Annotated in this window: 34 protein-coding genes; 11 read left to right on the forward strand and 23 right to left on the reverse strand. The window is 60.4% G+C overall.

Going from position 1 to position 25,290, the window contains the following annotated elements:
* Positions 1 to 5 precede the first annotated feature (5 nt).
* Both CQ007_RS16315 and CQ007_RS16320 read left to right on the forward strand, forming a co-directional pair.
* Positions 6 to 806 (forward strand): inner membrane protein YpjD, encoded by an 801-nt coding sequence (locus CQ007_RS16315; RefSeq protein WP_105646898.1) that lies wholly within the window; start codon positions 6 to 8, stop codon positions 804 to 806.
* Between the two features lie 29 nt (positions 807 to 835).
* Complete coding sequence (locus CQ007_RS16320) at positions 836 to 2,119, forward strand: HlyC/CorC family transporter (protein WP_105646899.1); 1,284 nt, start codon at positions 836 to 838, stop codon at positions 2,117 to 2,119.
* 12 nt (positions 2,120 to 2,131) lie between these two features.
* Here the strand turns inward: CQ007_RS16320 and purT are convergent, their stop codons facing one another.
* From purT to CQ007_RS16340, 4 genes are read right to left on the reverse strand one after another with little or no spacing between them, the layout of a single operon-like run.
* On the reverse strand, positions 2,132 to 3,313 hold the full coding sequence (purT, locus tag CQ007_RS16325) for a formate-dependent phosphoribosylglycinamide formyltransferase (RefSeq protein ID WP_105646900.1): 1,182 nt from the start codon (positions 3,311 to 3,313) through the stop codon (positions 2,132 to 2,134).
* A gap of 5 nt (positions 3,314 to 3,318) precedes the next feature.
* Positions 3,319 to 3,528, reverse strand: a complete 210-nt coding sequence (locus CQ007_RS16330; protein ID WP_105646901.1) for a DUF1289 domain-containing protein — start codon at positions 3,526 to 3,528, stop codon at positions 3,319 to 3,321.
* A complete protein-coding gene (locus CQ007_RS16335; RefSeq protein WP_105646902.1) occupies positions 3,528 to 4,052 on the reverse strand; it encodes a gamma carbonic anhydrase family protein in 525 nt (174 codons plus the stop codon). The genes CQ007_RS16330 and CQ007_RS16335 overlap by 1 nt, the downstream gene beginning before the upstream one ends.
* 2 nt (positions 4,053 to 4,054) lie before the next feature.
* A complete protein-coding gene (locus CQ007_RS16340; protein ID WP_105646903.1) occupies positions 4,055 to 4,663 on the reverse strand; it encodes a CoA pyrophosphatase in 609 nt (202 codons plus the stop codon).
* Between the two features lie 178 nt (positions 4,664 to 4,841).
* Here CQ007_RS16340 and CQ007_RS16345 point away from each other — a divergent pair, with 178 nt between their 5' ends.
* From CQ007_RS16345 to CQ007_RS16360, 4 genes are all read left to right on the forward strand, one after another.
* Positions 4,842 to 5,402: an NUDIX hydrolase gene (locus CQ007_RS16345; protein WP_105646904.1), complete on the forward strand. Its 561-nt coding sequence runs from the start codon at positions 4,842 to 4,844 to the stop codon at positions 5,400 to 5,402.
* The gene (locus tag CQ007_RS16350; protein ID WP_105646905.1) at positions 5,399 to 5,887 is read left to right on the forward strand and encodes a murein L,D-transpeptidase family protein; all 489 of its coding nucleotides are present in this window, start codon (positions 5,399 to 5,401) and stop codon (positions 5,885 to 5,887) included. Before CQ007_RS16345 ends, CQ007_RS16350 begins: the two co-directional genes overlap by 4 nt.
* A 102-nt stretch (positions 5,888 to 5,989) precedes the next feature.
* Complete coding sequence (locus tag CQ007_RS16355) at positions 5,990 to 6,994, forward strand: cytochrome-c peroxidase (protein WP_305888515.1); 1,005 nt, start codon at positions 5,990 to 5,992, stop codon at positions 6,992 to 6,994.
* Positions 6,995 to 7,289: 295 nt separating this feature from the next.
* Positions 7,290 to 8,669, forward strand: coding sequence for an NAD(P)/FAD-dependent oxidoreductase (locus tag CQ007_RS16360; protein WP_105646906.1), 1,380 nt, complete (start codon positions 7,290 to 7,292; stop codon positions 8,667 to 8,669).
* A gap of 71 nt (positions 8,670 to 8,740) precedes the next feature.
* On the opposite strand, the gene CQ007_RS16365 is transcribed toward CQ007_RS16360, so the two are convergent.
* The 4 genes from CQ007_RS16365 to CQ007_RS16380 form a co-directional block, all read right to left on the reverse strand.
* Entirely contained in the window at positions 8,741 to 9,052 is a 312-nt protein-coding gene (locus CQ007_RS16365) for a YqfO family protein (protein WP_105646907.1), read from the reverse strand.
* A gap of 68 nt (positions 9,053 to 9,120) precedes the next feature.
* Positions 9,121 to 11,157, reverse strand: a complete 2,037-nt coding sequence (locus CQ007_RS16370; RefSeq protein ID WP_105646908.1) for a TonB-dependent receptor — start codon at positions 11,155 to 11,157, stop codon at positions 9,121 to 9,123.
* 101 nt (positions 11,158 to 11,258) lie between these two features.
* Positions 11,259 to 11,654, reverse strand: a complete 396-nt coding sequence (locus CQ007_RS16375; protein WP_177424378.1) for a DUF2007 domain-containing protein — start codon at positions 11,652 to 11,654, stop codon at positions 11,259 to 11,261.
* A gap of 17 nt (positions 11,655 to 11,671) precedes the next feature.
* Positions 11,672 to 12,109 (reverse strand): VOC family protein, encoded by a 438-nt coding sequence (locus tag CQ007_RS16380; RefSeq protein ID WP_105646909.1) that lies wholly within the window; start codon positions 12,107 to 12,109, stop codon positions 11,672 to 11,674.
* Positions 12,110 to 12,238: 129 nt separating this feature from the next.
* On the opposite strand from CQ007_RS16380, the gene CQ007_RS16385 reads away from it, so the two are divergent.
* Entirely contained in the window at positions 12,239 to 12,445 is a 207-nt protein-coding gene (locus CQ007_RS16385) for a DUF2945 domain-containing protein (protein WP_105646910.1), read from the forward strand.
* A 71-nt stretch (positions 12,446 to 12,516) separates the two neighbouring features.
* Here CQ007_RS16385 and CQ007_RS16390 read toward each other — a convergent pair whose 3' ends face one another.
* The 3 genes from CQ007_RS16390 to CQ007_RS16400 are packed head-to-tail and all read right to left on the reverse strand — an operon-like array spanning position 12,517 to position 14,151.
* Positions 12,517 to 12,933: a VOC family protein gene (locus CQ007_RS16390; RefSeq protein WP_105646911.1), complete on the reverse strand. Its 417-nt coding sequence runs from the start codon at positions 12,931 to 12,933 to the stop codon at positions 12,517 to 12,519.
* Between the two features lie 45 nt (positions 12,934 to 12,978).
* Entirely contained in the window at positions 12,979 to 13,497 is a 519-nt protein-coding gene (locus tag CQ007_RS16395; protein WP_146114598.1) for a hypothetical protein, read from the reverse strand.
* Between the two features lie 21 nt (positions 13,498 to 13,518).
* Complete coding sequence (locus CQ007_RS16400; protein WP_105646913.1) at positions 13,519 to 14,151, reverse strand: TetR/AcrR family transcriptional regulator; 633 nt, start codon at positions 14,149 to 14,151, stop codon at positions 13,519 to 13,521.
* Between the two features lie 75 nt (positions 14,152 to 14,226).
* On the opposite strand from CQ007_RS16400, the gene CQ007_RS16405 reads away from it, so the two are divergent.
* Positions 14,227 to 15,333 (forward strand): DUF2855 family protein, encoded by a 1,107-nt coding sequence (locus CQ007_RS16405; protein WP_105646914.1) that lies wholly within the window; start codon positions 14,227 to 14,229, stop codon positions 15,331 to 15,333.
* A gap of 3 nt (positions 15,334 to 15,336) precedes the next feature.
* On the opposite strand, the gene CQ007_RS16410 is transcribed toward CQ007_RS16405, so the two are convergent.
* The 4 genes from CQ007_RS16410 to CQ007_RS16425 form a co-directional block, all read right to left on the reverse strand.
* Positions 15,337 to 16,086 carry a pseudouridine synthase gene (locus tag CQ007_RS16410; RefSeq protein WP_105646915.1) on the reverse strand — a complete coding sequence of 250 codons (750 nt, stop codon included), beginning with the start codon at positions 16,084 to 16,086 and terminating at the stop codon, positions 15,337 to 15,339.
* 51 nt (positions 16,087 to 16,137) lie between these two features.
* Entirely contained in the window at positions 16,138 to 16,455 is a 318-nt protein-coding gene (gene sugE, locus CQ007_RS16415; protein ID WP_105646916.1) for a quaternary ammonium compound efflux SMR transporter SugE, read from the reverse strand.
* A 141-nt stretch (positions 16,456 to 16,596) separates the two neighbouring features.
* Positions 16,597 to 16,929: an SMR family transporter gene (locus CQ007_RS16420; protein ID WP_105646917.1), complete on the reverse strand. Its 333-nt coding sequence runs from the start codon at positions 16,927 to 16,929 to the stop codon at positions 16,597 to 16,599.
* Between the two features lie 29 nt (positions 16,930 to 16,958).
* Complete coding sequence (locus CQ007_RS16425) at positions 16,959 to 17,357, reverse strand: GFA family protein (RefSeq protein WP_105646918.1); 399 nt, start codon at positions 17,355 to 17,357, stop codon at positions 16,959 to 16,961.
* A gap of 198 nt (positions 17,358 to 17,555) precedes the next feature.
* Here CQ007_RS16425 and CQ007_RS16430 point away from each other — a divergent pair, with 198 nt between their 5' ends.
* Positions 17,556 to 18,104 (forward strand): glutathione peroxidase, encoded by a 549-nt coding sequence (locus tag CQ007_RS16430; RefSeq protein ID WP_105646919.1) that lies wholly within the window; start codon positions 17,556 to 17,558, stop codon positions 18,102 to 18,104.
* Positions 18,105 to 18,182: 78 nt separating this feature from the next.
* Here CQ007_RS16430 and CQ007_RS16435 read toward each other — a convergent pair whose 3' ends face one another.
* The 4 genes from CQ007_RS16435 to CQ007_RS16450 all read right to left on the reverse strand — a co-directional run bounded on the left by CQ007_RS16435 (position 18,183) and on the right by CQ007_RS16450 (position 20,238).
* Complete coding sequence (locus CQ007_RS16435) at positions 18,183 to 18,692, reverse strand: trans-aconitate 2-methyltransferase (protein WP_218278904.1); 510 nt, start codon at positions 18,690 to 18,692, stop codon at positions 18,183 to 18,185.
* A gap of 97 nt (positions 18,693 to 18,789) precedes the next feature.
* Positions 18,790 to 19,185, reverse strand: coding sequence for a hypothetical protein (locus CQ007_RS16440; RefSeq protein ID WP_146114599.1), 396 nt, complete (start codon positions 19,183 to 19,185; stop codon positions 18,790 to 18,792).
* A gap of 23 nt (positions 19,186 to 19,208) precedes the next feature.
* Complete coding sequence (locus CQ007_RS16445; protein WP_105646922.1) at positions 19,209 to 19,541, reverse strand: PAAR domain-containing protein; 333 nt, start codon at positions 19,539 to 19,541, stop codon at positions 19,209 to 19,211.
* Between the two features lie 151 nt (positions 19,542 to 19,692).
* Positions 19,693 to 20,238: a DUF4256 domain-containing protein gene (locus CQ007_RS16450; RefSeq protein WP_105646923.1), complete on the reverse strand. Its 546-nt coding sequence runs from the start codon at positions 20,236 to 20,238 to the stop codon at positions 19,693 to 19,695.
* A 269-nt stretch (positions 20,239 to 20,507) separates the two neighbouring features.
* Here CQ007_RS16450 and CQ007_RS16455 point away from each other — a divergent pair, with 269 nt between their 5' ends.
* Positions 20,508 to 21,233: a TorF family putative porin gene (locus tag CQ007_RS16455; protein WP_105646924.1), complete on the forward strand. Its 726-nt coding sequence runs from the start codon at positions 20,508 to 20,510 to the stop codon at positions 21,231 to 21,233.
* Between the two features lie 25 nt (positions 21,234 to 21,258).
* On the opposite strand, the gene CQ007_RS16460 is transcribed toward CQ007_RS16455, so the two are convergent.
* Positions 21,259 to 21,657, reverse strand: a complete 399-nt coding sequence (locus CQ007_RS16460) for a nuclear transport factor 2 family protein (protein WP_105646925.1) — start codon at positions 21,655 to 21,657, stop codon at positions 21,259 to 21,261.
* Between the two features lie 103 nt (positions 21,658 to 21,760).
* Positions 21,761 to 22,402, reverse strand: a complete 642-nt coding sequence (locus CQ007_RS16465) for a Vat family streptogramin A O-acetyltransferase (protein ID WP_105646926.1) — start codon at positions 22,400 to 22,402, stop codon at positions 21,761 to 21,763.
* Between the two features lie 220 nt (positions 22,403 to 22,622).
* On the opposite strand from CQ007_RS16465, the gene CQ007_RS16470 reads away from it, so the two are divergent.
* Complete coding sequence (locus CQ007_RS16470) at positions 22,623 to 23,837, forward strand: EAL and HDOD domain-containing protein (RefSeq protein WP_218278905.1); 1,215 nt, start codon at positions 22,623 to 22,625, stop codon at positions 23,835 to 23,837.
* Position 23,838: 1 nt separating this feature from the next.
* On the opposite strand, the gene CQ007_RS16475 is transcribed toward CQ007_RS16470, so the two are convergent.
* Both CQ007_RS16475 and CQ007_RS16480 read right to left on the reverse strand, forming a co-directional pair.
* Entirely contained in the window at positions 23,839 to 24,303 is a 465-nt protein-coding gene (locus CQ007_RS16475; RefSeq protein ID WP_256582318.1) for a nuclear transport factor 2 family protein, read from the reverse strand.
* Positions 24,304 to 24,319: 16 nt separating this feature from the next.
* Positions 24,320 to 25,201, reverse strand: a complete 882-nt coding sequence (locus CQ007_RS16480; protein ID WP_105646927.1) for an SDR family NAD(P)-dependent oxidoreductase — start codon at positions 25,199 to 25,201, stop codon at positions 24,320 to 24,322.
* Positions 25,202 to 25,290: the final 89 nt, after the last annotated feature.

Raw genomic sequence — 25,290 nt, forward strand, 5'->3', positions numbered from 1 at the left:
GACGTATGACAGCTCTGATATCCAGTCTGCTTGCCGCTGTGCTCTATCTCGGCGGCACGCTCTACCATGTACGCTGCCTGCAGCAGCGGCAGATCGCCCGCCCCGGGTTGCTACGCACCATCGGGGCAGCGGCGCTGGCCGCCCACGCGGTCAGCCTCTATGTGCAGCTGTTCACCGGCCACGGATTGTCGTTCGGTTTTTTCCATGTTTCCTCGCTGATCGCCTGGCTGGTCATCGCCGTGACCCTGGTGTTCAGCCTGCGCGCGCCGGTCACCAGCCTGCTGCTGGTGCTGTTCCCACTGGCACTGATCACCGAGCTGCTGGCCTGGCTGTTCCCCGGCCACGGGGCAGCGACCATTCCCGGCAAGTCGACCCTGCTGATTCATGTGCTGCTGTCGATCCTGGCCTACGGCATCCTTACCATTGCGGCTTTCCAGGCGACCCTGCTGGCATTCCAGGATCATCAGCTCAAGCACCGCAACCCGGTGCGCTTCAATCGTACCTTTCCGCCGCTGCAGACCATGGAGGAGCTGCTGTTCCAGTTCCTGCTGTGCGGCGAAGTACTGCTGACCCTGTCGCTGATTTCCGGCTTCGTCTTCCTCGACAACATGTTCGATCAGAGTGTTGCGCACAAGACACTGCTGTCCTGCCTGGCCTGGGTGGTGTTCGGCATTCTGCTGTGGGGCCGGCATTTCCGCGGCTGGCGCGGCAGCAATGCCATCCGCTGGACGCTGGGCGGCTTCCTCCTGTTGATGCTGGCGTTCTTCGGCAGCAAACTGGTCAGCGAATTCATTCTGCCGATGTGATGGCTCACCAACCCGTGCCGAGGTAACTCTTGAGTGACACAAGCACCGGCGTACTGTTACTGATACTGGCCGTACTCGTCGTCTGCTCGGCGTTCTTCTCCAGCTCCGAGACGGGCATGATGAGCCTCAACCGCTACCGGCTCAAACACCTGAGCAACAAGGGTAACCGCGCCGCCCAGCGCGCCGAGGACATGCTCAACCGCCCTGACCGCTTGCTGGGCACCATTCTGGTCGGCAACAATATCGTCAATGTTCTTGCCGCCTCGATCGCCACCGTGGTGGCGGTGCAGCTGTGGGGCGATGCGGGCATCGCCATTGCCACCATAGCGGTGACCATCATCCTGCTCATCTTTGGCGAGATCACGCCCAAGACCTTTGCCGCGCTGCGCCCGGAAACCATCGCCTTCCGCGTCACCATCGTCCTCAGTGTGCTACAGCGACTGCTGTACCCGGTGGTCTGGCTGTGTGGCACGATCAGCAACGGCCTGCTGCGCCTGATTGGCATCAGCCTGCAGGAGAGCCATGCGGGCCAGCTCAGCAGCGAAGAACTGCGCACCGTGGTCAACGAGGCCAGCCTGGGCATCACGCCCCGCCGGCAGAACATGCTGCTGAGCATCCTCGACCTGGAGAAGATGACCGTCAATGACATCATGGTGCCACGTAACGAGGCCTATGGCATCGATCTGGATGATGACATGACGGTCATTCTCGACCAACTGCAGACCAGCCACCACACCCGACTGCCGGTATTCCGCGGGGACATCAACAATGTCACCGGCCTGGTGCACATGCGCGCCATCGCCCGACTGCTGAGCCGTGACGAGCTGACCAAGGAAACCCTGATCGCCTCCTGCAAGGAGCCCTACTTCATCCCGGAGAACACCCCGCTGCATACCCAGCTGCTGAATTTCCAGAAGCACAAGCGGCGCATCGGTTTCGTGGTGGATGAGTATGGCGATGTGATCGGGCTGGTGACCCTGGAGGACATCCTGGAAGAGATCGTCGGCGAGTTCACCACCGACCTGCTACCGGCCAACCATGATATCCACCCCCAGGGGGATGGCACCTATGTGATCGACGGCAGCGTTACCCTGCGGGCGATCAACCGGCAGTTGCTGTGGCGGCTACCCGAGGACGGCCCCAAGACCCTCAACGGGCTGATTACCGAGCGCCTGGAAAACATTCCTGACAATATCGTGGGCCTGAGTATCGGCCAGTACCGCATGGAGATCCTGCAGACCAAGGACAACATGATCAAGAGCGTGCGGATCTGGCAGCTGGACTTGCAGCCGGCGGCCGACGAGCAGGACTGACCGCCCCCCCTCCTACAGCTCGACCTTCACCGCCTGGCTCACACGCTGCGCCCGGGTCCGCGCCAGATCGGTGCTCTCATCCCGTGCCAACGCCACCCCCATGCGCCGTAAGCCCTCCGCACCGGGCTTGCCGAACAGCCGCAACTGGGTATCCGGCTCGCTCAACGCCTGCTGCAGATTGCCGTAGCTGATACTCTGGGAGCACCCGTCAGCCATGACCACTGCCGAGGCCGCCGGGCCGAACTGGCGGATCTGCGGAATCGGCAGCCCGAGGATGGCCCGGGCGTGCAGGGCAAATTCGGACAGCTCCTGGGAAATCAGCGTAACCAGGCCGGTATCATGCGGCCGCGGTGACACCTCGTTGAACCAGACCTGATCGCCCTTGATGAACAGCTCGACGCCGAACACGCCGCGCCCGCCCAGTGCATCGGTAATCCGCCGCGCTACATCCTGCGCCAGTGCCAAGGCCTGCTCGCTCATCTGCTGCGGCTGCCAGGACTCGCGATAATCACCGCTTTCCTGACGATGACCAATCGGGGCACAGAAGCTGGTGCCCCCTATATGCCGCACCGTCAGCAGGGTGATTTCATAGTCGAAATCGACGAAGCCCTCGACGATCACCCGGCCGACACCGGCACGCCCACCTGACTGGGCATATTCCCAGGCCGCCTCGATATCCTGCTCGCTGCGCAGCAGGCTCTGCCCCTTGCCCGAGGAACTCATCACCGGCTTGACCACACAGGGCAGACCGATCTCCCTGACCGCCGCCAGATAATCCGCATGCCCGTCGGCAAACCGGTAAGGCGAGGTGGGCAGTTTCAATTCTTCACTGGCCAGCCGCCGGATACCTTCACGATCCATGGTCAGTTGCGCGGCGCGGGCAGTGGGAATGACGGTATAGCCCTCCCCTTCCAGCTCCACCAGCGCGGCGGTGGCAATGGCTTCGATCTCCGGCACGATATACGCAGGCCGTTCGACCTCGACCACCTGACGCAGGGCAGCGGCATCCAGCATGTTGATCACATGACTGCGGTGCGCCACCTGCATCGCCGGGGCGTTGGCATAACGGTCCACGGCAATGACTTCGCAGCCCAGGCGCTGCAGTTCAATGGCCACTTCCTTGCCCAGCTCACCTGAGCCGAGCAGCAATACACGGGTAGCATTCCCGGTCAATGGCGTTCCAATACAGGGCATGCCGACTATCCTTTTACCGTTCCAACATTCAACCACAGGCCCTGCTCATGGGCCCGGCGCTCACAAAGCCCCAGGATTTCCCGGCGCCGCTCATTGCTGGCGCGTCCCCACTCGGTGATTTCCGCACCGCTGCGCTGGCAGCCGGTGCAGATGTCGTTGTCATCCAGGCAGCAGACATACACACAGGGGGATTTGACCGGTTGTTCCTGAGACATCAATCTTCCTGCGGCTGCAGATCACGGCGGTAACGCTGGGCGTTATGCACATAGTGGGCGGCGCCGGCGACGATTGCCTGATGTTGCTGCTCGCTCAACTGGCGCACCACCTTGCCGGGCGAGCCCATGACCAGCGAGCCATCGGGAATTTCCTTGCCCTCAGGCACCAGCGCATTGGCGCCGATGATGCAGTTACGGCCAATCCTGGCACCATTGAGCACCACCGCGTTGATGCCGATCAGACTGTCATCCCCCACAGTGCAGCCATGCAGCATGGCCTTGTGACCAACAGTGACGCCTTTGCCAAGGGTCAGCGGGAAACCGTAGTCGGTATGCATGATCGCGCCATCCTGGACGTTGCTGTTCTCGCCGATCAGGATCAACTCGCAATCACCGCGTAATACGGCGTTGAACCAGACGCTGGCGCCCTTTTCCAGGCGCACCTTGCCGATCACCATGGCGCTATCGGCAATCCAGGCATCATCAGCCATCTCCACACGGTCATTGCCCAGTCTGTACTTCATTCCTACTCCTTAGTCGGATCGCTCCACTCGTTGGGGGGAGTGCGCAGCGGGATATTGGCGTCGAAGGCGACGTTCATCAGATCGACCAGAATCAGCGCGGTCAGCCCCCAGATGCGAAAGCCTTCATAGCGGTAGCTGGGGACATACCAGCTACGCCCTTCATAATCGATGCGGTGGGTCATTTCCCGGTTGTCGCCGAGAAAGTAGCTCACCGGCACGCGGAAGACTTCCTGGATCTCACTCTCGTTGGGGCGTAGATCGAACACATCCGGCACTATGCCGACATAGGGCGTGACCTTGATGCCGAACCGCGACACCAGACTGCCCAGCGGCCCCACCACTTCCACCAGATCCGGCAGCAGGCCGATTTCCTCGTGAGCTTCGCGCAGGGCGGTATAAGCCAGGTCGACATCCCCCGGATCACGTCGCCCGCCGGGCAGCGCCACTTCCCCTGAGTGGGTCGACAGGCTGTTGGAACGCAGGGTGAGAATGATCTCCGGCTTGTCATCTATACAGGTTACCGGCACCAGAACCCCCGCCTCCGGAAGTCCGGCCGCCTCGACTGCTCGCGGTCGATACCCGGGAACCCGCGAGCGCACTTTGTCCAGCATGCAACCTACCTCGTCATTTTTCCCAATCATGGCATGATCACCGTCACCGAGCCAGCACCTCTATGCTACCGAATAAGCCGCCATAGCGACCGCCACAGCAGTCTCCCCCCCTTTACCGCCGGGCCGTTGCAACGCAAGATACCGCCATGCCAGCCTACCAGCCGGGAGTATCCGCGACATGAAATTCTGCTGCCATTGTGGACAGGCTGTCACCGAGCGGATCCCGCAAGGTGACAATCGTCCCCGCTATGTGTGCGATCACTGCGAAGTCATCCATTACCAGAATCCACGCATCGTCGCCGGCTGCCTGGTCACCCAGGAGCGGCATGTGCTGCTCTGCCGTCGCGCCATCGAGCCGCGCCGCGGTTTCTGGACACTACCGGCGGGCTTCATGGAGAACGGCGAAACCACCGAGCAGGCAGCCCTGCGGGAAACCTGGGAAGAGGCGCGGGCCAGGGTGGCAGCGCAGCAGCTGTACATGCTGTTCAACCTGCCGCACATCAATCAGGTCTACATGTTCTTCCGCGGTCAACTGGCCGATGCGGATTTCGCCGCCGGCGAAGAGAGCCTGGAAGTCAGACTCTTCAGCGAGGCGGAAATTCCCTGGGATCAACTGGCCTTTCCCACCATCAGCAAGACGCTGCGCCAGTATTTCCTCGACTATCCCACCCAGCATTTTCCGGTACGCATGAACGATATCACCTGGCCTACCGGCAAATCCGGCGGCGCCGTGCGATGAGCCGCTGGCTGGCTGCACTGCTGTTCGGGCTGTTCGCGGCCAATTGCCTGGCCACGCCACCGGCCATCGATCAACTGCTGATCCACAAGCACGAAAGGCGCCTGGAGGTGATCAGCCATGGCCAGGTGATTCGCCAGTACCGCATCGCCCTGGGCAAACAGCCGGTCGGGCACAAGCAGGAACGGGGCGACGATCGCACACCGGAGGGCATCTACAGTATCGACTGGCGGCACCGCAGCCCCAGCTACAATCTCAGCCTGCACCTGGACTACCCCAACCTCAAGGACCGGGCCGACGCCTGGAAACGCGGTGCAGACCCCGGCAGCATGATCATGATTCATGGCACGCCGGTGGATGAAGAGTACCCCGAGTGGTTCTTCACCGGGCTCGACTGGACCAACGGCTGCATCGCCCTGGACAACCGCAGCATGCGGGAACTATGGGACCTGGTCCCCGATGGGACCCTCGTTGAAATAAGACCTTGACCCAGATCAACACCCTCCTCCTCCAGCTGAGGAACACTATAGCCATCAAGAACATGGCCACAGAACCATGCCTGTTGTGCTACATGTCAAGGAGCATTATCCGTGAAAAAGCTACTCACTATCGCCATCGCCGCCGGACTCGGCCTCAGCATGCAGGCACATGCCGACCGTCTGACCACCGAGTTGATCAAGCCGATTGACCCCTACGTCTCCGCCGAACCGGAAAAAGTGGAGCTGGGCAAGAAACTGTGGTTCGATCCGCGCCTGTCCATGTCCGGGTTCATTTCCTGCAACTCCTGTCACAACCTGAGCACGGGCGGCAGTGACAACCTGCCAACCTCCATCGGCCACAACTGGCAGGAAGGTCCGATCAACTCGCCGACTGTACTGAACTCCAGCCTGAGCGTAGCGCAGTTCTGGGATGGCCGTGCCGCCAACCTTCAGGAGCAGGCCGGTGGCCCGATCGCGAACCCGATGGAAATGGCCTCCAGTCACCTGCTGGCAATCGATGTGATCAACTCCATTCCGCAGTACCGGGAAGAGTTCGCCAAAGTCTATGGCAGTGCTGAGGTCACCATCGAGAACATCACCGATGCCATCGCCGAGTTCGAGGAAACCTTGGTGACGCCGAACTCGCGTTTTGACCTGTGGCTCAAGGGTGATGACGATGCCATCACTGCCCAGGAGCTGGCCGGTTACGAGACTTTCAAGAGCATCGGCTGTGTCGCCTGCCACAACGGTCCGGCCGCTGGCGGGACCTCGTTCCAGCGCATGGGTGTAGTGGAAGCCTATCAGACCGCCAACCCGGCTGAAGGCCGTGCGGCGGTTACCGGCAAGGATGCGGACCGCTTCACCTTCAAGGTGCCGACACTGCGCAACGTCGAACTGACCTACCCCTACTTCCACGATGGCGCCTACTGGACGCTGGAAGAGGCTACCGACGTCATGGCGCGCCTGCAGCTGGGCCGTGAACTACAGAAAGAGGAAATCAACAATGTGGTTGCCTTCCTCAAGACCCTGACTGGTCAACAGCCAACCTTCACCATGCCGATCCTGCCGCCGTCGACCAACGACACACCACGGCCGCAACCCTTCGGCGCCAAGTGATCAGGCCCCGCCGCTGAGACCAAGGCCACACCCCCAGGGTGTGGCCTTTTTCGTTCCCTCCCCCTTCGCCGACTGCCCCCTGCAGCACAGTGAATCATCCCCATGGCGGCCCGACACAATAACCACACTAGCCACACGGCTGATCAGCCTTTATACTTATACGTCTAAGCAATAACTCTAACGTCCTCAGCCAGCCGCCAATAAACCGGCTGGCTTCCTCCGCTGTCGTAAGTCCAAATAAGACCATATAACCAATGGCTGGCAGTGCTTCTTATTTATTGAAGGAAGTAAAAATATGAGAGTAGCCATTATCGGCGCCGGCCCCAGCGGCCTGGCCCAGCTTCGTGCATTCCAGTCGGCGCAGCAGCAGGGTCATGAGATTCCCGAGCTGGTCTGTTACGAGAAACAGAGCGACTGGGGCGGCCTGTGGAATTACACCTGGCGCACCGGCCTGGACGAGCATGGCGAGCCCGTGCACGGCAGCATGTATCGCTATCTCTGGTCAAACGGTCCGAAGGAGGGCCTCGAGTTCGCAGACTACAGTTTCGACGCGCATTTCGGCCGGCCCCTGGCCTCCTATCCGCCGCGGGAAGTACTCTGGGACTATATCAAGGGGCGGGTTGAAAAGGCCGATGTACGCCGCTATATCCGCTTCAACTGCCCGGTTCGTCGTGTAACCTACGATGAGCAGAGCGGCTTGTTCAGCGTGACCGCCCATGACCATGCAACCGATACGACCAGCACCGAGACCTTCGACCACGTTGTGGTTGCCTCCGGCCACTTTTCCACTCCCAACGTACCGGAATTCGAAGGCTTCGACAGCTTCCCCGGGCGCATTCTGCATGCCCACGATTTCCGCGATGCCACCGAATTTCGCGGCAAGGATGTACTGTTGATCGGCAGCAGCTATTCAGCGGAGGACATCGGCTCGCAATGCTACAAATACGGCGCTCGCAGCATCACCTCCAGCTACCGCAGCGGGCCAATGGGCTTTGAATGGCCGGACAACTGGGAAGAAAAACCCTTGCTGCTCAAAGTGAATGGCAACACGGCCCACTTTTCCGACGGCACCTCAAAACGTATCGATGCGATCATCCTGTGTACCGGATACCAGCACTATTTTCCTTTCCTGGACGAATCATTGCGCCTGGAAACCGACAACCGCCTGTGGCCGCTGAACCTCTATCAGGGCACCGTCTGGGAGAACAATCCTAAGCTCTTCTACCTCGGTATGCAGGACCAATGGTTCACCTTCAACATGTTCGACGCCCAGGCCTGGTACGTCCGTGACGTGATCCTCCAGCGCATTGCACTGCCCGAGCAGGCAGCCATGCGCCAGCACAGCCTGGCGTGGCGCCAACGCGAGGACGAGATCGTCGATGTGCCGGGCATGATCGGCTTCCAGGGCGACTATGTGCACAGCCTGATCGAACAGACCGACTATCCGAGCTTTGACATCGAAGGCGTGAAGCAGATTTTCCTGGACTGGATGCAGCACAAGGAGGAGAACATCATGACCTTCCGTGACCGGCTCTACCGCTCGGTCATCACCGGCACCATGGCCACTCCGCACCACAGCCGTTGGCTGGAGGCCATGGACGACTCCATGGCGTCATACCTGGCCAGCCCCGTGCCGGCTGCCGGTTTCAAGGATGAGGCCCGCCAAAGCGCCTGAACCGGAGACCCGTGCCCCGGTCTCGAACCGGGGCACGCCATGCCGGGCCGCTCCCGCGGTGCGGCCCCCGCTCAGATATCCAGCAGTTGCCAGACATCGAAGGCGGGCTCCTCGTAGGGGTGCGCCTGCCTCAGCGCGACCACTACGTCCCTGATCAGATCATCCCGGCACACCAGCTCCACCCGATATTCGGCCACCTGCTCCAGTTCTCCCTGCCGGCCAATGAACGGATTGGCCCCCTGGCACGGACGGAACTGCCCCTGGCCCAACACCTGCCAGCAGCAATGCTCGTAATCACCGATGCGGCCACCGCCGGCGGTAAATACTGCCTGCTTGACCGACTCCAGATGAGACTCGGGAACAAAGAAACAGAGTTTGTACATGCTGGACGCTCCGGGCTGAACATGGACTGGGCAGTGTTGCAGCCCCGAGCGCGTTGTACAAATGCCAATCAGAAACTGAAGCGCATGCCCACCGTCAGATTGCGCCCCGGCAACAGCACCTCATCCTTGATATAGGAGGTGTGCTGGCGGGCCTTGTCATTCAGCAGGTTGTTGGCCCGTGCATACAGTAGGTAATCCACGCCGACCTGGCTGTGGCCACGATAGCTCAACCCGGCGTTGAGCATGCTGTAGCCGCCGGTATCGGTTTCATGGGCAGCGGTATTGCCCTGGCGCCGCACGCGGTAGCTTTCCAGCTCGCCGGTCAGTTGACTGCTCAGGCGCTGCTCCAGACGTACACCGTAACGGTCTGCCGGAATACGCGGCAGGTCGCCACCGCCGTTGCGCAGCTTGCCACGCACGCTGTCACCGAACAGGGTAACCTGCAGCGCATCTGTGGCACGAACGCCCAGACTGGCCTCGAAGCCGCGCAACAGCGCGTCGTCCTGGCGGTATTCCACCACACGGTAGCCGCCGCCTGGATCGTAGCCGGCATCGGCGGCGTAGATGAAATCATCCACCTGATTGCGAAAGGCACTGAGGCTGTAGGTCAGGGTGCCGGCCAGCTTGCGCAGGCCAACCTCCAGGTTGTAGCCGGTTTCCTCACGCAGGTTGGCGTTGCCCAACTCCACGGTACGGGTCGCGGCATGGGGACCAGCCGCATACAACTCTTCGGCGGTCGGCAGGCGCTGGGAACGGGACAGGCTGGCGAACAAGGCATGATCCGGCACAAAGCGCCAGGTGGTGCCAGCGGAAATCGAAGTCCCACGGTGGGACACATCCGCCGCTGTGCGTTTCACATCCACGTTCTGCCATTCATGGCGCAGGCCGATCTCATGGCGCCAGTTGCCCAGCTGCAGTTCCTCGACCAGGAACAGTGCATGGTTGCTGGTCAGCGTCGCCGGCACATAGGCCTCCTCGCCCAACGCGGAAAAGTCGCGCCGGGTGGTCTGCCCACCGATAACGCCACGCCAGCCCGCGAGCGGCCGGTGGGTCAACTCCAGACGCGCCTCGCTGCCCCGGTTGTCGAAGCGGGTACCGACCTGGCTGCCTTCGATTTCCTTATGCTGGTAATCGGTATGCGCCATGCGCAGCCGCACCTTCTCGAAGCCGGCAAAGGGATCCTGGTATTCACCACGCAGATCCCAGCGCTGCTGACGCATATCGATGAACGCCGCGGCGTGGTCATGATCGTGGTCATGACCATGGTCATCGTCGTGATCATGGTCATGGCCGCCACAATGCCAGGTTGGGCCATGGGTATGGCAATCGGCGTGCTCATGCGCCAGCAGGCCGTATTCCCGGTTCTGCTCGCTGTAGGCCACCCCCAGATAACCGCGCTCACCGATCCAGCTCAAGCCGAAGGCCGCCGAGTCGGACTCGTTGAACGCTCCCGCCTGGCGTGATGGGCTGCCCGGAATGCGGTAGGGGTCGGCCTCCAGTTTGCTGCCTTCCAGCCGCAGCGCGAACTGCCCGCTACCGGCGGTCACGCCGACGGCGCCGGCGCGCTCATCGGCCACGGTATTGCCACGCAGCTCCAGATCCGCCTCGATACCGCGCTCCGGAATGTAGGTCGGCACGCGCCGATCAATCAGGTTGACCACCCCGCCAATGGCTCCGCCGCCGTACATCAGCGTCGCTGGCCCCTTGATGACCTCCACCTGTTCCAGCAACTGCATTTCGCTGGTGATGGCATGGTCCGGGCTGCTGGTTGACGCATCCAGTACCCCCACGCCATCGCTCAACACCCTTACCCGCGCGCCGTCCAGGCCACGAATAACCGGCCGGCCGACACCGGGCCCAAAGCCGCTGGAGTGAACGCCTGGCAGACCGGACAGGGTATCGCCCAGGGTCGCCTGTCTGCCGGTCACCAGATCATCACCGCGCAACACCTCGACCGAGGAGCTCAGCTCCGCTGCCCGGCTACCATGGGACGAGGCGCTGACCGTGGTGTCCGGCAGGCTGAGAGAATCGGCTGCCAACACGGGCAACCCGGAAAGACTGGCCAGGGCAACTGCCGCAGCCAACGGATGACGTAACCTTTTCATGCTTCCCCACAGATGCAAAGTCGAATGCCCATGGCCCCACGCCACGGATTGGGGAGCAATATGATTCGTTATATTATAACAATCAAGTGTTTTTTAGCAGATCATGACTTCGAGACCCTCCCGCAATCCCGGCAGAGGATGCCATCGCGCACCGGAAACAGCGGGAAATTGATGCCCAGGAAGACCAGAAACGCCCAGCGCCGACCAATCTGGTGATACTCGGTATTGGCACTGCCGCAACGGGGACAGTGCCGAATATCGATATCCTGCTGTTCGACCAGCGCCTGCTCGCGATCCTCCGCCAGCACCTTCTGCGCAGCCTGCACATAGGGCTCCGGCACCTGCAGCCGCACCCCGCCCAACGCGTCGGAATACAGCCACTGCATGTTGATGGTGTGCTCGTCGGCGATGAACGCGGGAATCCCCTCGCTCTCCAGCAGCGCGCGAGCCAGCTGGGCCTCATAGGGAAAGCTGTAGCGGGAAATGGTCACCAGCATGACGACAGCGCCCTAACTCAGTCCGACTCGAAGGTGATATGCACCGATGGCGCACTGCGCCTTGCTTCACCATGATAGACAGCTTCGATATTGTTGCCGTCAGGGTCCAGGACGAATGCAGCGTAGTAATCGGGGTGATAGGGGCGCGTTCCCGGAGCACCATTGTCCTTGCCACCACTGGCCAGCGCCGCCTGATGGAAGGCATCCACCATGGCCTGGTCGTGCGCCTGGAATGCCAGGTGCTGGCGTCCGGTCAATTCGCCCTGTGCCGCCTCGGAGTCCGCTGTCGAGATCACCAGTTCATCAGCCCAGAAGAACCCTTCGCCAGTGCCATTGATGGGAACGTTCAGCACATCGAGAATCGCGGTATAGAATCGCTGCGCGGCAGGCAGATCCCGCACCACCAGTTGGATGTGGTCGATCAGTCGTCCACGGTGCAGCTCCATCGTCTCCATGTCAGTACCCTCTCTTGTATGAAATGAACAGGGAAAGATTAGCTGTGCTGCGCCATCAGCGCCAAGCTCGGACAAACCTTCCACCCTGCCCCTTGTCACAACAGTAACAGGCTACCGAGGGCGCACGTCATGAAGTTCAAGGTCAACGACCACGTCAGCTGGAATTCCGAGGCCGGCCGGGTCAGCGGCACCATCATCAAGGTACACACCGCAGACACCACCTACAAAGGACATCCACGCCGGGCGAGCAAGGATTCACCGCAATACGAGATAAAAAGTGACAAGACCGATCACATTGCCATGCACAAGGAAGATGCGCTCACCAAGATAGATTGAGCATGACTCGAGCTGGCAATGACTGGACGGCAGATGATATGGCACGGCGGAGCGTCATCGCCAGCCCGCCACTACTCAGACCAATGCGGATTCCAGACGACCTCCCAGAGATGACCATCCGGATCTTGAAAGTAACCGGAGTAGCCACCCCAGAACGTCTCATGCGCTTGCTTGACGATTACTGCGCCTGCGCCGCCCGCTCTGGCCATGACCGCATCGACTTCCGCGGTCGAATGGACATTATGCCCCAAGGTCATTTCCGTCGGACTAGACGGGCCGACGGCCAGCCCTGTGTCATGGGCAATACTTCCGCGCGGCCACAAGGCCAGACGCAAGCCAGGCTGCATATCGATGAATACGACAGCTCCGTACTCGAACTCTTCGCCCATGACACCCTGGGTAGGGAAACCCAGGCCATCCCGATAGAAACGCAATGACCTGTGCAGATCGTCGACACCGAGGGTAATGACAGTGATATGAGGTTTCATTGGTCTTTTCCTCCAGCTCAGTAGCGTCCCTAAGGACAGCGCCCCTTATGCATCATTCACCCCACCCGTTCGGCCTTTATCGTCCGCTGGCTCGCCCTTGAAAGGTAGCACCATGCCGTCCAGCATCCCCCTTGCCCCACATATCCTTTCGCGGCAGGGAGTATCCGGGTCGTCCGCGAGAGTCGCTTCTTTGCCACTGAAGCTGATAGTGAACTCGCAGGCATCCGTGCCGCTGTCCACCGTGACGACAAGATGACCCTCCGCCCATTGGCCTGGGGCGTTTTCTGCCGTACAGGAGTGGCCGTTGGTAAACACCATGTCCAGATCGACAAGCGCCTGTCCTGACGCCGCAGGGGCAATCAGCAGGCGGTTCTCCGCCTCGCCTTCACACTCAAAGCCCGCTGATGTGCTGAAACAGACCGGCACCTTTTCACTGTATAACCCATAGGGGTGGCTGCTTGATTCGCAGGCCATCAGCGCCGTTGCCGCCAGGAGCATCAGCCCCCATGCTGGAACGCGCCTGGCGGGAATCCGACGGTGCCAACTTGCCTTGGCGAATGACATTCTTCAGCTCCCTACTGGTTACTATTGAGCCAACCGCTCCAGCCGAGCCAGACACAGCTGTTCCATTTCCTCCGCCCAGTGCTGCATACCGGCATCATCCAAATGCAATTGCATGGCATAGCGACGACCGCCCCATACGGCAAGATGCAGCGCCTGGATCAGACTATCGTCCGGCTGTTGCGGCAGATCGGTACAGGCATTGAAGACACGCCGCCACATGGCCAGGAACTCGGAGCAGGCGCGCTGTTGGTGCTTCTGTTCGGCAACCCGTGGCTCCAGTTCCATCATGTCAGGATGAAACCAGGATAGCTCACGCCGGCCGCTGAGCAATTGAATCAGTCGGTGCATACGCTGCCGCCAAGCCAGGTCTGCCGGCAGCACCACCTGCTGCTCCACGGCCTGGATCAGCGTTTCGATGCAATGGCGCACATAGGCCGAGTGCAGCGCTTCCTTGCTGGGAAAGTAATCGTACAGGGTGCCGACCGCCACACCCGCTTCCAGCGCCACGGCGCGGGTGGTCAGCTTGTCCCAGCCATCGCGCTGCCAAATCCGAACATAGGTGTCGAATATCGCCTGGACGGTGAAACGCGCCCGGGCCTGTGTGGGCCGTTTCAGCGGTTTACTGCGGGTTACAGGGGGCGTCTTGCCGTTCATGGTTATCCGAACCCGTCCAGCCCAGGGCTGGCGTACAGTCTGTGTACTGCAAGATTGTCTTTACCGGAGCCCAACATGACTCAGATCCATAGTCTGCAAACTGACAAACGCGACCTCGCGCGTACCCGCATCGTCACCCAAACCCAGGGTGATCTGCAAGCCGGCCAGGCCCTGCTGAAGATCAGCCGGCTGGCGCTGACCACCAACAACATCACCTATGCCGCCTTTGGTGACACTCCGCACCTGCGTTATTGGGACTTCTTCCCCACTGGCGACGCAGGCTGGGGCCATATGCCGGCCTGGGGCTTTGCCGAGGTGGTCAGCACCACGGTGGAAGGCCTGACCATTGGTGAGCGCTTCTATGGCTATTGGCCGATCGCCACGCATCTGGTGGTGGAGCCGGTACGGGTAACCGAACGCGGTTTCTACGATGGCAGCGAACATCGACTGAGCCTGACCTCAGCCTATAACCAGTACCAGCGCAACAGTAGCGACGCGGCCTATCGTCCGGAAAACGAGGATTATCAGATGCTGCTGCGGCCGCTGTTCATCACCTCGTTCATGCTTGCCGACTATCTGGAGGACAACCGCTTCTTCGATGCCAGACGCATTGTCGTTTCCAGCGCCTCGAGCAAGACCGCGTTCGGCACCGTGTTCTGCCTGCAGGGCCGCAATGACGTGCAACTGGTTGGCCTCACCTCAGCCAGTAACCGGGAGTATGTGGAAGGCCTCGGCTGCTATCAGCAGACGGTCACCTATGACCAACTGGAGTCGCTGGATGCCAGTGTTCCCACCCTGTATGTCGACTTCTCCGGCAACGCCGGACTGCGCCAGCGCGTCCACGCCCACTTTGGCGCATCGCTGATGCATGACTGCTACGCCGGTTCGGCCCATAGCCAGGACCATATCAGCGAACAGAACCTGAAACTCGCCGGCCCGCAACCACAGACCTACTTCGCACCGAACCAGATCCGCAAACGCAATGCCGATTGGGGGCCTGCGGAAGTGACACGGCGTTTCAACGCTGCACAACTGAGTTTCATCGACCGAGTACGTGATACGAGCTCACCCTGGATCGCGCTACAGAATCATCAGGGACTCGATGCGGCCCCAGCGTTGGTCGACACCCTGGTCAATGGCCGCATCGATCCCAGCGATGGGCATGTGCTGATTCTCGACTGAGACTCACGCCAGCAGCGGCGGCAGGTCGTCAAAGATCGATAGCACCTGCGTGAAACTGGCCTCCGGCAAGCACTGCACCCGCAGTGGCTCGCCGGTGGCCGGGTGCTCGAAGGCCAGCTCGGTGGCCGCCAGCATCAACCGACTGCCACCGAAGCGCGCGGCAAAGTACTTGTTGTGCCGGGTACGGCCGTAATTGGTATCGCCAATGATCGGATGACTGATGTGCTGCATGTGCCTGCGCAGCTGATGCTTGCGACCAGTGTGCGGATACAGCGCCAGCAGGCTGTAGCGACTCTGTGGATAGCCCTCCACCTCCACCGGAATCTCGGTAGTAGCCAGCCGCCGGAAATGCGTAAGCGCATCGCGCACCGGTAGCTCCTCATCCTTGTTGCGCCTGTCGGTCGCATGCTCACGCAGCGGGTGATCGATTATCCCCTGCTCCGCCGACCAACCCCGTACCAGCGCCAGGTAGGCCTTGCTCACCTGCCCCGCCATCAGTGCCTTGCCGAAGACACTGGCGGTATCCGGATCCCGCGCGAACAACAGCACACCCGAGGTCGGACGATCCAGCCGGTGGCAGGGATAGACATGCTCACCGCCATTGAGTTGCCGGGCATACTGCAGGGCAAATTCGGTGGCGTGACGGTCGATGGGGCTGCGATGCACCAGCAGGCCGGCCGGCTTGTGCACGGCCAACAGCCAGTCATCACGATAGAGTTCGACCAGAGGATTGTCGGAAGGCAGTCTCTGCATGGGGCTCGGTATCCAGTTCAGCAGGCCCGCGAGCATAACATCGCCCGCCCGTTATGCGCTGGCCAGCTTGAGGCCCAGGATGCCGGCACCAATCAGCACCAGACTGATCAGCCGCAGCGGACTGGCCGGATCATCGAATAGCAGAATGCCCAGCACCACGGTGCCCACCGCACCAATTCCGACCCAGATCGCATAGGCGGTGCCCAGTGGCAGGGTTTTCATGGCAATACCGAGTAGCCAGACACTGATCACCATCGACAAGGCGGTACCCAGCGTGGGCCACAGACGGGTGAACCCTTCCGTGTACTTCAAGCCGATAGCCCAACCGATTTCAAACAGACCTGCGATAGCGAGAATGACCCAGTTCATGATTACCTCTGAATGGGGCCGTCCCCGCTGAATGACAAAGTGAGGTCGTCCTCACTTCCATAGCGTTAAAGGCGCCTGCACAGCCTCTGCCAAGCAAGCCCGGCGATTATACCCCGCCCGGCGAAAAGAGGCACGCCATCGTCAGTGGGCAACCGCCTTGGAAAATACATTCAGTACAACCACACCGGCAATGATCAGCCCCATGCCGATCACGGCTGGCAGGTCCAGCTTCTGCCCGAACAGCAACCAGGCCACCACCGCGATCAATACGATGCCGGCGCCGGACCAGACCGCATAGGCGACGCCCACCGGAATGGTGCGCAGCGTCAGCGCCAGCAGATAGAAAGCGATGCCGTACCCGACCACCACCAGCACCGATGGCCAGAGCCTGCTGAATCCCGAACTGGCCTTGAGCGCCGAGGTAGCAATCACCTCGGCGACAATCGCGATGGATAGAAACAGCCAGCTTTTCATCAATCCGTATCCTCACAGGCGCCACCTCGCTAACTGAACCCAGCATGCTGTGGCAGGTCATCGGTAATCTCGAACCAGGGAGCTTTGTTCTGCACGAAAATATGCCGCTGGGGACGTACACCCGGGTCGGCATCTAGTGTACTAAGTGGGAAGCCATACACCTCAGGCCTGGCATCGAAGCGAGTATACAGACTGGAGCTGCATACCGAACAGAAGGCCTTGTGCTCACCCGGCGAGGATTCGTAGAACCGGATCAGCTCCTCGCCGCGCAGCGTCTTCCAGTCCGCCGAACGGATCTTGCAGGAGGTTCTGAACGCCGCGGCATGCAGCTTGCGGCACATGGAACAATGACAGTTGTAGACATCGCTCAACGGGCCGTGGATTTCATATTGCACGCCTTGGCACAGACAGCTTCCTGTCAGTTTCATGACCGCATCTCCTCTGTTGAATGCACCTCTTTAGGGTAGCTGAGGAAACCGACAGTCCAGTAACCCTGGGCAGGGCCCACCGGTAACCGCCAGAGCGCCGCACCAGTGTCGCCACCCCACCCAACAAAGTTAACCAGCAGGCAAAGGTTCTGCTACCTTCAGTATCCACTAACAACATCGATACCGAGGAAATACGACATGACCGCCCTGTATGACATCCCGCTGACCCAGATCGACGGCGCTCCCTCCAGCCTGGCCAACTACCGCGGCAAGGTGCTACTGGTAGTCAACGTCGCCTCCAAGTGCGGACTGACACCCCAGTACGAAGGGCTTGAAGCCTTGTATCAGGATAAACGCGACCAGGGGCTGGAGGTGCTGGGCTTTCCCGCCAACAACTTCAAAGGCCAGGAGCCGGGCACCGACGCGGAAATCCAGAGTTTCTGCTCCACCGAGTACAACGTTCAATTCCCCTTGTTCTCCAAGATCTCGGTGGTCGGTGATGACCAGCATCCGCTGTATGCGCAGCTGACCGCTGCCCAGCCCCAAGCGGCTGGCGATGGTCCGTTCCGCGAGCGTCTGAAAGGTTTTGGCATCAACCCGGGAGAACCGAAGGATGTGCTGTGGAACTTCGAGAAGTTTCTGATCAGCCGCAGCGGTGAAGTGGTTGCACGCTTTGCCCCGGATGTAGCCGCGGATGATCCGCGACTGGTGGCAGCGATCGAGGCTGAACTGGCCAAGGGCGCCTGAATCCGGCCTGCGACAGGACCGGGGTGTAGCACCCCGGTCCGCGTTCGGGCGCCACGCCTTCGGCATCTCTTCTTCGAATCAGGCCCGCTTGATCGCCACCACGGAAAACATATGCCAGTGCTTGGTCCTGCCCAACGCAGTAGGGCCGTCCTCATCGCGCTCATCGAGCCTGATGATATCGAAGCCATCAAACAGTCCATTTACCTGCTCCCTGGTCAAGGGTAGCGTCGGACTGCGATAACCCGTGGCCCAACTGTCTTTCATCCCCATGAAGTCACCGGCAAATACGCCTCCCTCCCCCAGGCTCGACCTGATGCTTGCCCAGGTCTTATCGAAGCGCTGGGGGTCGGCAAAGAACAGGCTGGAATTGGCCAGAACCAACCCGTTTTCCGGATAGGCAAATCGCTCGAAAGAGGCGTCGGATATCCTGACCCGGGGGTTGTTCTTGAAGCGCTGCTCGCAGATGGCAACCGCGTCGCGGTTGATATCGAAGCCATGAACGCAGTAGCCCAGCTCGGCAAGGTAGGCGATATCCGCCCCGGTCCCACAGCCACAATCGACCGCCACCCTGAGGGAGGATTGATTCATCCCCGCCGCCAGCTCCGTTCGTTGGGCATGCTTTCGGGCAAGCGCCTTTGCGTAATACTGGCACCATATATCGCTATCCTGGGTCTGTTCCAATCTCTCACCTATCGATGAATTCATCCTGGGCGCTGACCAATTGCCGGTATTCATCAAGATGATACACAGCGAGACAGCCAAGCAGCACATTCTCCCGTTCATCCTTTGTCAGCGTGGCGTGCTCCGCATAGGCCTTGCGTACAAACGCATCGATGACCTGATAGGGGTCATGCGTCACTTCCAGGGTGTCCTCATTCTGCCTGATCTGATGAGCTCCTCGCCCCATATGATGCAATGCCCCGCTCGCGGCTGCTATATCATCGCGGATAACCGAGGTCTCCGGCCAGGCGGCCATCAGGCAGCGGGCCAGGCCATAATCCGCCAAGGATTGCCGCGCAGAGACGAGGCCTTCATCGGCGGCGGCGGCGTTGCCACCCAGGAAGATGATCAGCGCTGCCACCAGGCTGGAACGGTAAAGTCTCTTCACTTCAAGGCGAATGCAGCGGCAGCGAAACTGCCCAGGGAACCTGAGCCGGACTGGGCGCCAATATGCACGGTTCCCTCGGCCAGCAGCACGTTGGATCCCGCTGGACATCCACAGGCAATATAGTCACCGGCCCGGGCAGCAGGCCCCGCAGGCAGGACGATGGTTCTGGGGCCGACAGCGATGATTTCGCCGATACCCTTCTTGCAGGCGGGGCAGGTAGCCTTGTGCCCCACCGAACTCGCTACCAGACCGTCGAAGGTGATACCTGGGTTTCCTTCGATAACAGAACCGCCAGTCGACGTTCTGGAACCTATTCCGATTTTCAACATGGACTGCCATCCGTCCTGCAACTTTTCCTGAAGTGACGACGGATGCTAGAGAAGCCGGCGATATGAGCCAAGCGGCTCCTGTTCTATTTGTAGAGCAGGTCACGCAAGTGGCAGTCGGTTGGGCACCCGGGGGAGCCTGCAGGCACTGCAGTCACACCCTGAGCATCCCGCGAAAGCCCCTCGCGGCATAATAGGACTGCGCGCCATTGTGATACAGGAAAACCTGGTTATAGCGGCGATCGCAGAACAGCGCACCGCCAAGCCTGCGGATCCCAGGCGGCGTTGCCACCCAACTCGAGGTCTTGCTGTCGAAGCAGCCGAGTGTCTGCAGCATCCGATACTGCTCTTCCGTCAGGATCTCTATACCCATGGCCGCAGCGAGATCCGTAGCGCAGTTAGCCGGTTTGTGCGTCTTTCTGGCTTCCAGTGCTTCCCGGTCATAGCACAGGCTGCGGCGGCCTGTGGGACTTTCCGCAGAGCAGTCGACAAAGAGCAGCTCGCCGCTCTGTAGGTCGACACCGATTACATCAGGTTCACCGCCGGTGTTTTCCATTTGCAGCAGGCAGCGCAGCTTGTGCGGCCTGGCTTCCAACCGGCTTTCGACATCTGCCCAGTCAATGTCTCTATGCCGGCTCATATTGCCTGCAAAACGCGACCGCAAGGTCTCAAGCAATGCCGCTCGCTGCTGCGCATTCATGGCTCAATCCTCCTCCTCTGATTCACCCGCATAGGTTTCGCCGCTGCAGCACAATACTGTAGCACCCGCCCGCTTTGCACCATCACCTCGCCACCACGCACCATTACGGCACACGAATCCGCTTCGCTAGTGCACCAATAGCGCTTATTTCGCCAACAAAAACATGCAACCCCTTGAATAATAAAGATTAGTAAAACATGGCAAGCAAAATGCTATGAGACCCATGCCAACGCAACAGCACCTGACATACATGCATGGGGAATCAACTGATGATGAAGAAACTCGCAGCCGCCGTCGCCACGATCAGCACCGTCGGCTTTGCCAATCTGGGCCATACGGAAGAATTCGATACCGCCATCGGCAAACTGGATGCCAGCATGAACGTCACGCTGGCCACCGACTACATCTGGCGCGGCCAGTCCCAGACTGCCGGCGCGGGCGCCATCCAGGGCGGCCTGGATATCGGCCACGAGAGCGGTCTGTATATCGGTGCCTGGGCCTCCAATGTGGATTCGGACGCCTTCGATGGGGGAAGCATTGAAATCGATTACTATGCCGGCTTTGCCGGTGATATCACTGACGATATCAGCTATGACCTGCAGTGGGCGACCTACACCTATCCCAAGGGCGTCCGCGCCACGGACGAGGTGCTGGCCAGCATCAACCTGTATGGTCTGACCCTGGGGGCCAAGTACGCCTACGAGTCGGACAGCGCCCTGTATACCTATATCGGTTACGGCTTCGCCCTGCCCGCCGATGTGAGCCTGGACCTGCACTTTGGCCGGACCGATACCAAGGACGCGCTGAACGAGCCCACCGATACCAAGGAAAAGTACAATGACTGGGCAGTTACGCTGGGCAAGACCTTCCTGGACATCGACTGGGCACTGGCCTACACCGATACCAACCTGAAAGGCAGCACCTGTGCCGAGTGGTACGGCAAGAGCGGTTACTGCGACTCCAACTTCACCTTCTCAGCGTCCAAATCCTTCTGAGTACCGCAGAGGCGCCTTCGGGCGCCTATTTCTCGAACAGCCCCATCCGGTGCTGCAGATAGGTATCCAGGAACTCCCATACCGCGATGATCTTGCCGTCACGACACTGGAAACGGAACAGATATTCGTTGCGGTAATCCCGATCGTCAGGGGTTCTGGCAGTGAGCCGGAAATGTGCCACCACATCATCCTGCTCCGCGATCAGAGCGTGCAATTCAATAGCGATGGTGTCGAATCGAAAGAGATGACTGCCCTTGCCCATCATCTCCAGCACGGCAGGAATACCGGTAAAAGGCCCACCAAAGGGATGAGCTGGGGGCAGATGCCATTGGATATCAGCAGCAAAGTAGTCGGTTATCGGGGTGTCGTTCCTGCCCGCCACGGAATCGAAGTATTGCCTGATCAGATCCTTGCCCGAATGCATATCGCGAGTTCTCCACAGCTGGCCGTCGATGGTGCGTAGATACCCACCCTAGCTCAGCCATGATATGGCGCGCCTCGTCCATACGGATCAGGTTATATTGCCGTCATGCCTCCAGCGCGCAGACGCGCAGCGCCTCGACATCCCCCGACACGATCACCGACAGGTGGCGCGTGATCTTCTCCACCGGCCAGTCCCACCAGGCGATGGCTTGCAGTATCTCGATGGTCTCGGGTGAGAAGCGCGGTTTGACCGGCCTGGCGGGGTTACCACCGACCACGGTATAGGGCGGTACATCGCTGACCACGACCGCCCGTGACGACACGATAGCGCCATTGCCGATGTTCACGCCCGGCATGATCAAGGCGTCATAACCAATCCACACATCATTCCCCACCACCGTATCGCCCTTGTAGGGAAGTTCGTCCAGGCGCGGCATGACCTGCTCCCAGCCATTACCGAAAATCTGGAATGGATAGGTGGAGATACCGGACAGCTTGTGGTTGGCGCCGTTCATGATGAACTTCGCGCCCCGCGCGATCGCACAGAACTTGCCGATGATCAGCTTGTCGCCGATAAACGGGTAGTGATAGAGAACGTTGCGCTCGAAGTTTTCCGAGTCCTCCGGATCATCGTAATAACTGTAGTCACCCACGATGATGTTCGGGCTCTTCACCGTGTTCCTGATAAAGCACACCTGGGGAAATCCCTCCATCGGGTGTGTGGTCGTCGGCTTCGGTCCGTGCATCGTTTCCTCCGGTTCAGGTGGGGATCAGCCCGCGCTTGGCGCTCCCTGCGGGTGAGATACCATCTTCAGCTCATAGCGTGGCTCAGCATCGTCTGATGATAGCGCCAATCGCAGAGCTGCGGGGCTGGCCAGCATCGGTAATGGAAGGGAAAATACAGTGGACTTGAGCGGGGAGCGCGGTACAGCATAGACCTCAGAGCCACCGACAAAGGATCGCCGCGTGTCCAGGAAAACCAGCCCCGCTGAGAATTACTGCATCGCACTGCAGCCCATCTGTGACACCCAATGGCAGCATGTGGCCGATGAGATGCTCTATCGCCACAACCAGCAAAGCGACTACGCCCAGATCGATTGTGGCCTGACTGCCACCGTGCGCGCCTGCAACACCGCCTTCTACGAGATCGGCCTGGAAGCCCTGGTCGGGCAGCGCACCCTGTTCTTCAATGCACCCCGCGACTGGTTGATGAGCCCGGAACTGCTGCCGCCCTGCAGTGAGCAGATCGTCATCGAAGTGCTGGAATCGGTCGAGGTCGACCAGGCCATCATCAAGGCGCTGCAACAACTGCGTGAACAGGGTTACCGCCTGGCCCTGGACGATTTCGTCCTGACTCCGGAAACGCGCCCGTTACTGGAGCTGGCCGACATCATCAAGGTGGACATGCTGCAACCGCTGGATGAAGCCAGTATCGAGCTGTACCACCAGCACAACCTGCAGTTGCTGGCGGAAAAGGTCGAAGACACCGAGACCTTCGAGCGCTGCCAGGCGCTCGGCTTCACCCTGTTCCAGGGTTATTTCTATGCACGGCCGGAGGTGCATGCTCTCTCGGCCCGTCAACGCGGCAGCAACCATGCCGCCCATATCCACCTACTCAACGCCCTGTACAGCAAAACCCCGGACTTCCAGCGGCTGGCCTACCTGCTGGTGCAGGACCCGGAGTTATGCGTCGCGCTGATAAGACAGGCCAATTCCGCCGCCCATCGCCGCACCAGGGAAATCTCCAGCATCCACCAGGCGCTACTCATGCTCGGCATGCAGCGCCTGCAGCAACTGGTCACCACCCTCATGCTGGCCAGAAACGGCCCAGCCAGCCTGTTGATGCTGCCGCAGCTGCTGACCCGCGCCGCCATGTGCGAGTCACTGGCCCGGCAGTTCAGCAGAGCAGCTCCGGATGAAGCCTTCACCGTCGGCATCTTCTCGCTCATGCACGTGATGCTGGGAAAGAAGCGCGAGCAACTACTCGACAGCCTGCCACTCAGCCGCGACATCAAGCAGGCGGTCCGTCACGGCGAGGGAGAGCTGGGCCGCCTGCTGCGACTGGTGATCGCCCATGAACAGGGCAGGCTCGAGCAGGCATCCAGTGAACTGATGGAGCAGATCAACCGCATCTACCTGCAGTCGCATAGCTGGGCTACGGCTCAACTGCAGGGGGTCTAGCTCACCCGGACAGGCTGCGCCCCTCCACCACCGAATGGATATGAGAGCAGGTTTCGACGATGCGCCAACCAGCCTCGGTCAGCCGATAGCGATCTTCATACAACCCACCGAGCTGGCGGGTGATACCACTCTGCGCCTCCAGATTGAAGTAGTACAGCGCCCAGCGGCCACGCGCTTCGGTTGCCGACTCCAGGATGATTTCCGGATTGCTGCCGTGATGCAGATCGATGACATTGGGCTGACAAGCCAGACGTGTATACAGCTCGATGAAACTGTCGCGATCATGGAACACACCCAACTCGCCATAATCGATCCGTATCGGTCCCAGGGCGAAGCACTCGCGAATATCCTCCACCGCCTTGCGATCACACGCGTTCAGGTATCGGTGCTTGAGCTGGCGAATCTGTTCCAGCGCTTCGAGTTGCTGCAGGCGTTGTTCGATGGTCAGTGTGTCTGTGGACTGCATGATTATATTCTCCTGATCAGCCGACCCGCACCGGATGCACCGGTACCGGCCCACCCAGCTGTTGACGCAGTGAGGCCGGCTGGCGTTGATCGGCATCGACGATACCGTAGCGCACCGCCTGTTCGGCACTGATCAGGGTCTGCCCACTCAGTTGCGCCAGCGCCGGGTCATTCAGCAAAGCGTGAATCACCCGGCCATTGAATTCAGGTGTTTCCGCCTGGGCCAGGAAAGCCGAGTAATCCACACCACTGGCGGCGCCAACCAGGGCACTGCGCTCGGTATGCTGCAACCCCAGCCAGAGAGACAGGGCTGCGACGCCGGTGCCTTCCAGGTCCACCGCCATGTCCGCCGCCAGCTTGTCGCAACCGGCCTTCTGGGCGCCATAGGCCGGGCCGTGCATATAGCAATTGGCGCCGTAGGAAGAAATGAAGGCAATCAGACCGCGCGTGGATTTCAGCAACAGCGGGACGGCGTAATAGCTGGCGACATACGCCGAACGCAACCCCACGTCGAGCATATCCGCCATATCCAGGTCCTTCTCCCAGAACGGCCCGGGCGCGACCAACTGGCGATGCAGAAAGGTGGCGTTGTTGACCAGCAGATCGAGCCGCCCCTGTTCCGCTTCAACCCGTTCGAACAGCCTGGCGACCTGGGCATCATCGGCATGATCGCAGCCGACCGGAATACCACAGCCGCCGGCTGCGCTGACCAGTTGCGCCGTTTCCTCCAGATTGCCCCCGAGCACCTGGCCATTGACCTGCTCCTGGCCCTGACCACTGAGCGTCCGCCCAGTGAGATAAACCGTCATCCCGGCGCTGCCCAGCGCTATCGCAATGCCCCTGCCCACACCCCGGCTGGCCCCGGTTACCACAGCGATACCAGGCTGTATCGATACCATGAAGCTGCTCCTGCAAAGAGTTCAGCCTTCTTTCTATGGCCTGAGGGCAGTGCTGGCATCGTCTGTCTGGACGACTGCGGATGGATTGT

This window comes from Pseudomonas sp. MYb185, from assembly GCF_002979975.1.
In the GTDB taxonomy this organism is placed as follows: domain Bacteria; phylum Pseudomonadota; class Gammaproteobacteria; order Pseudomonadales; family Pseudomonadaceae; genus Halopseudomonas.

Bases quoted from the DNA above. Each gene is read 5' to 3' on its own strand.
- CQ007_RS16315 (WP_105646898.1), top strand. From the start codon at position 6: ATGACAGCTCTGATATCCAGTCTGCTTGCCGCTGTGCTCTATCTCGGC.
- purT (WP_105646900.1), bottom strand. From the start codon at position 3,313: ATGCCCTGTATTGGAACGCCATTGACCGGGAATGCTACCCGTGTATTG.
- CQ007_RS16330 (WP_105646901.1), bottom strand. From the start codon at position 3,528: ATGTCTCAGGAACAACCGGTCAAATCCCCCTGTGTGTATGTCTGCTGC.
- CQ007_RS16335 (WP_105646902.1), bottom strand. From the start codon at position 4,052: ATGAAGTACAGACTGGGCAATGACCGTGTGGAGATGGCTGATGATGCC.
- CQ007_RS16340 (WP_105646903.1), bottom strand. From the start codon at position 4,663: ATGCTGGACAAAGTGCGCTCGCGGGTTCCCGGGTATCGACCGCGAGCA.
- CQ007_RS16345 (WP_105646904.1), top strand. From the start codon at position 4,842: ATGAAATTCTGCTGCCATTGTGGACAGGCTGTCACCGAGCGGATCCCG.
- CQ007_RS16350 (WP_105646905.1), top strand. From the start codon at position 5,399: ATGAGCCGCTGGCTGGCTGCACTGCTGTTCGGGCTGTTCGCGGCCAAT.
- CQ007_RS16360 (WP_105646906.1), top strand. From the start codon at position 7,290: ATGAGAGTAGCCATTATCGGCGCCGGCCCCAGCGGCCTGGCCCAGCTT.
- CQ007_RS16365 (WP_105646907.1), bottom strand. From the start codon at position 9,052: ATGTACAAACTCTGTTTCTTTGTTCCCGAGTCTCATCTGGAGTCGGTC.
- CQ007_RS16370 (WP_105646908.1), bottom strand. From the start codon at position 11,157: ATGAAAAGGTTACGTCATCCGTTGGCTGCGGCAGTTGCCCTGGCCAGT.
- CQ007_RS16375 (WP_177424378.1), bottom strand. From the start codon at position 11,654: ATGCTGGTGACCATTTCCCGCTACAGCTTTCCCTATGAGGCCCAGCTG.
- CQ007_RS16380 (WP_105646909.1), bottom strand. From the start codon at position 12,109: ATGGAGACGATGGAGCTGCACCGTGGACGACTGATCGACCACATCCAA.
- CQ007_RS16385 (WP_105646910.1), top strand. From the start codon at position 12,239: ATGAAGTTCAAGGTCAACGACCACGTCAGCTGGAATTCCGAGGCCGGC.
- CQ007_RS16390 (WP_105646911.1), bottom strand. From the start codon at position 12,933: ATGAAACCTCATATCACTGTCATTACCCTCGGTGTCGACGATCTGCAC.
- CQ007_RS16395 (WP_146114598.1), bottom strand. From the start codon at position 13,497: ATGTCATTCGCCAAGGCAAGTTGGCACCGTCGGATTCCCGCCAGGCGC.
- CQ007_RS16400 (WP_105646913.1), bottom strand. From the start codon at position 14,151: ATGAACGGCAAGACGCCCCCTGTAACCCGCAGTAAACCGCTGAAACGG.
- CQ007_RS16405 (WP_105646914.1), top strand. From the start codon at position 14,227: ATGACTCAGATCCATAGTCTGCAAACTGACAAACGCGACCTCGCGCGT.
- CQ007_RS16410 (WP_105646915.1), bottom strand. From the start codon at position 16,086: ATGCAGAGACTGCCTTCCGACAATCCTCTGGTCGAACTCTATCGTGAT.
- sugE (WP_105646916.1), bottom strand. From the start codon at position 16,455: ATGAACTGGGTCATTCTCGCTATCGCAGGTCTGTTTGAAATCGGTTGG.
- CQ007_RS16420 (WP_105646917.1), bottom strand. From the start codon at position 16,929: ATGAAAAGCTGGCTGTTTCTATCCATCGCGATTGTCGCCGAGGTGATT.
- CQ007_RS16425 (WP_105646918.1), bottom strand. From the start codon at position 17,357: ATGAAACTGACAGGAAGCTGTCTGTGCCAAGGCGTGCAATATGAAATC.
- CQ007_RS16430 (WP_105646919.1), top strand. From the start codon at position 17,556: ATGACCGCCCTGTATGACATCCCGCTGACCCAGATCGACGGCGCTCCC.
- CQ007_RS16435 (WP_218278904.1), bottom strand. From the start codon at position 18,692: ATGAATCAATCCTCCCTCAGGGTGGCGGTCGATTGTGGCTGTGGGACC.
- CQ007_RS16445 (WP_105646922.1), bottom strand. From the start codon at position 19,541: ATGTTGAAAATCGGAATAGGTTCCAGAACGTCGACTGGCGGTTCTGTT.
- CQ007_RS16450 (WP_105646923.1), bottom strand. From the start codon at position 20,238: ATGAATGCGCAGCAGCGAGCGGCATTGCTTGAGACCTTGCGGTCGCGT.
- CQ007_RS16455 (WP_105646924.1), top strand. From the start codon at position 20,508: ATGATGAAGAAACTCGCAGCCGCCGTCGCCACGATCAGCACCGTCGGC.
- CQ007_RS16460 (WP_105646925.1), bottom strand. From the start codon at position 21,657: ATGCATTCGGGCAAGGATCTGATCAGGCAATACTTCGATTCCGTGGCG.
- CQ007_RS16465 (WP_105646926.1), bottom strand. From the start codon at position 22,402: ATGCACGGACCGAAGCCGACGACCACACACCCGATGGAGGGATTTCCC.
- CQ007_RS16475 (WP_256582318.1), bottom strand. From the start codon at position 24,303: ATGCAGTCCACAGACACACTGACCATCGAACAACGCCTGCAGCAACTC.
- CQ007_RS16480 (WP_105646927.1), bottom strand. From the start codon at position 25,201: ATGGTATCGATACAGCCTGGTATCGCTGTGGTAACCGGGGCCAGCCGG.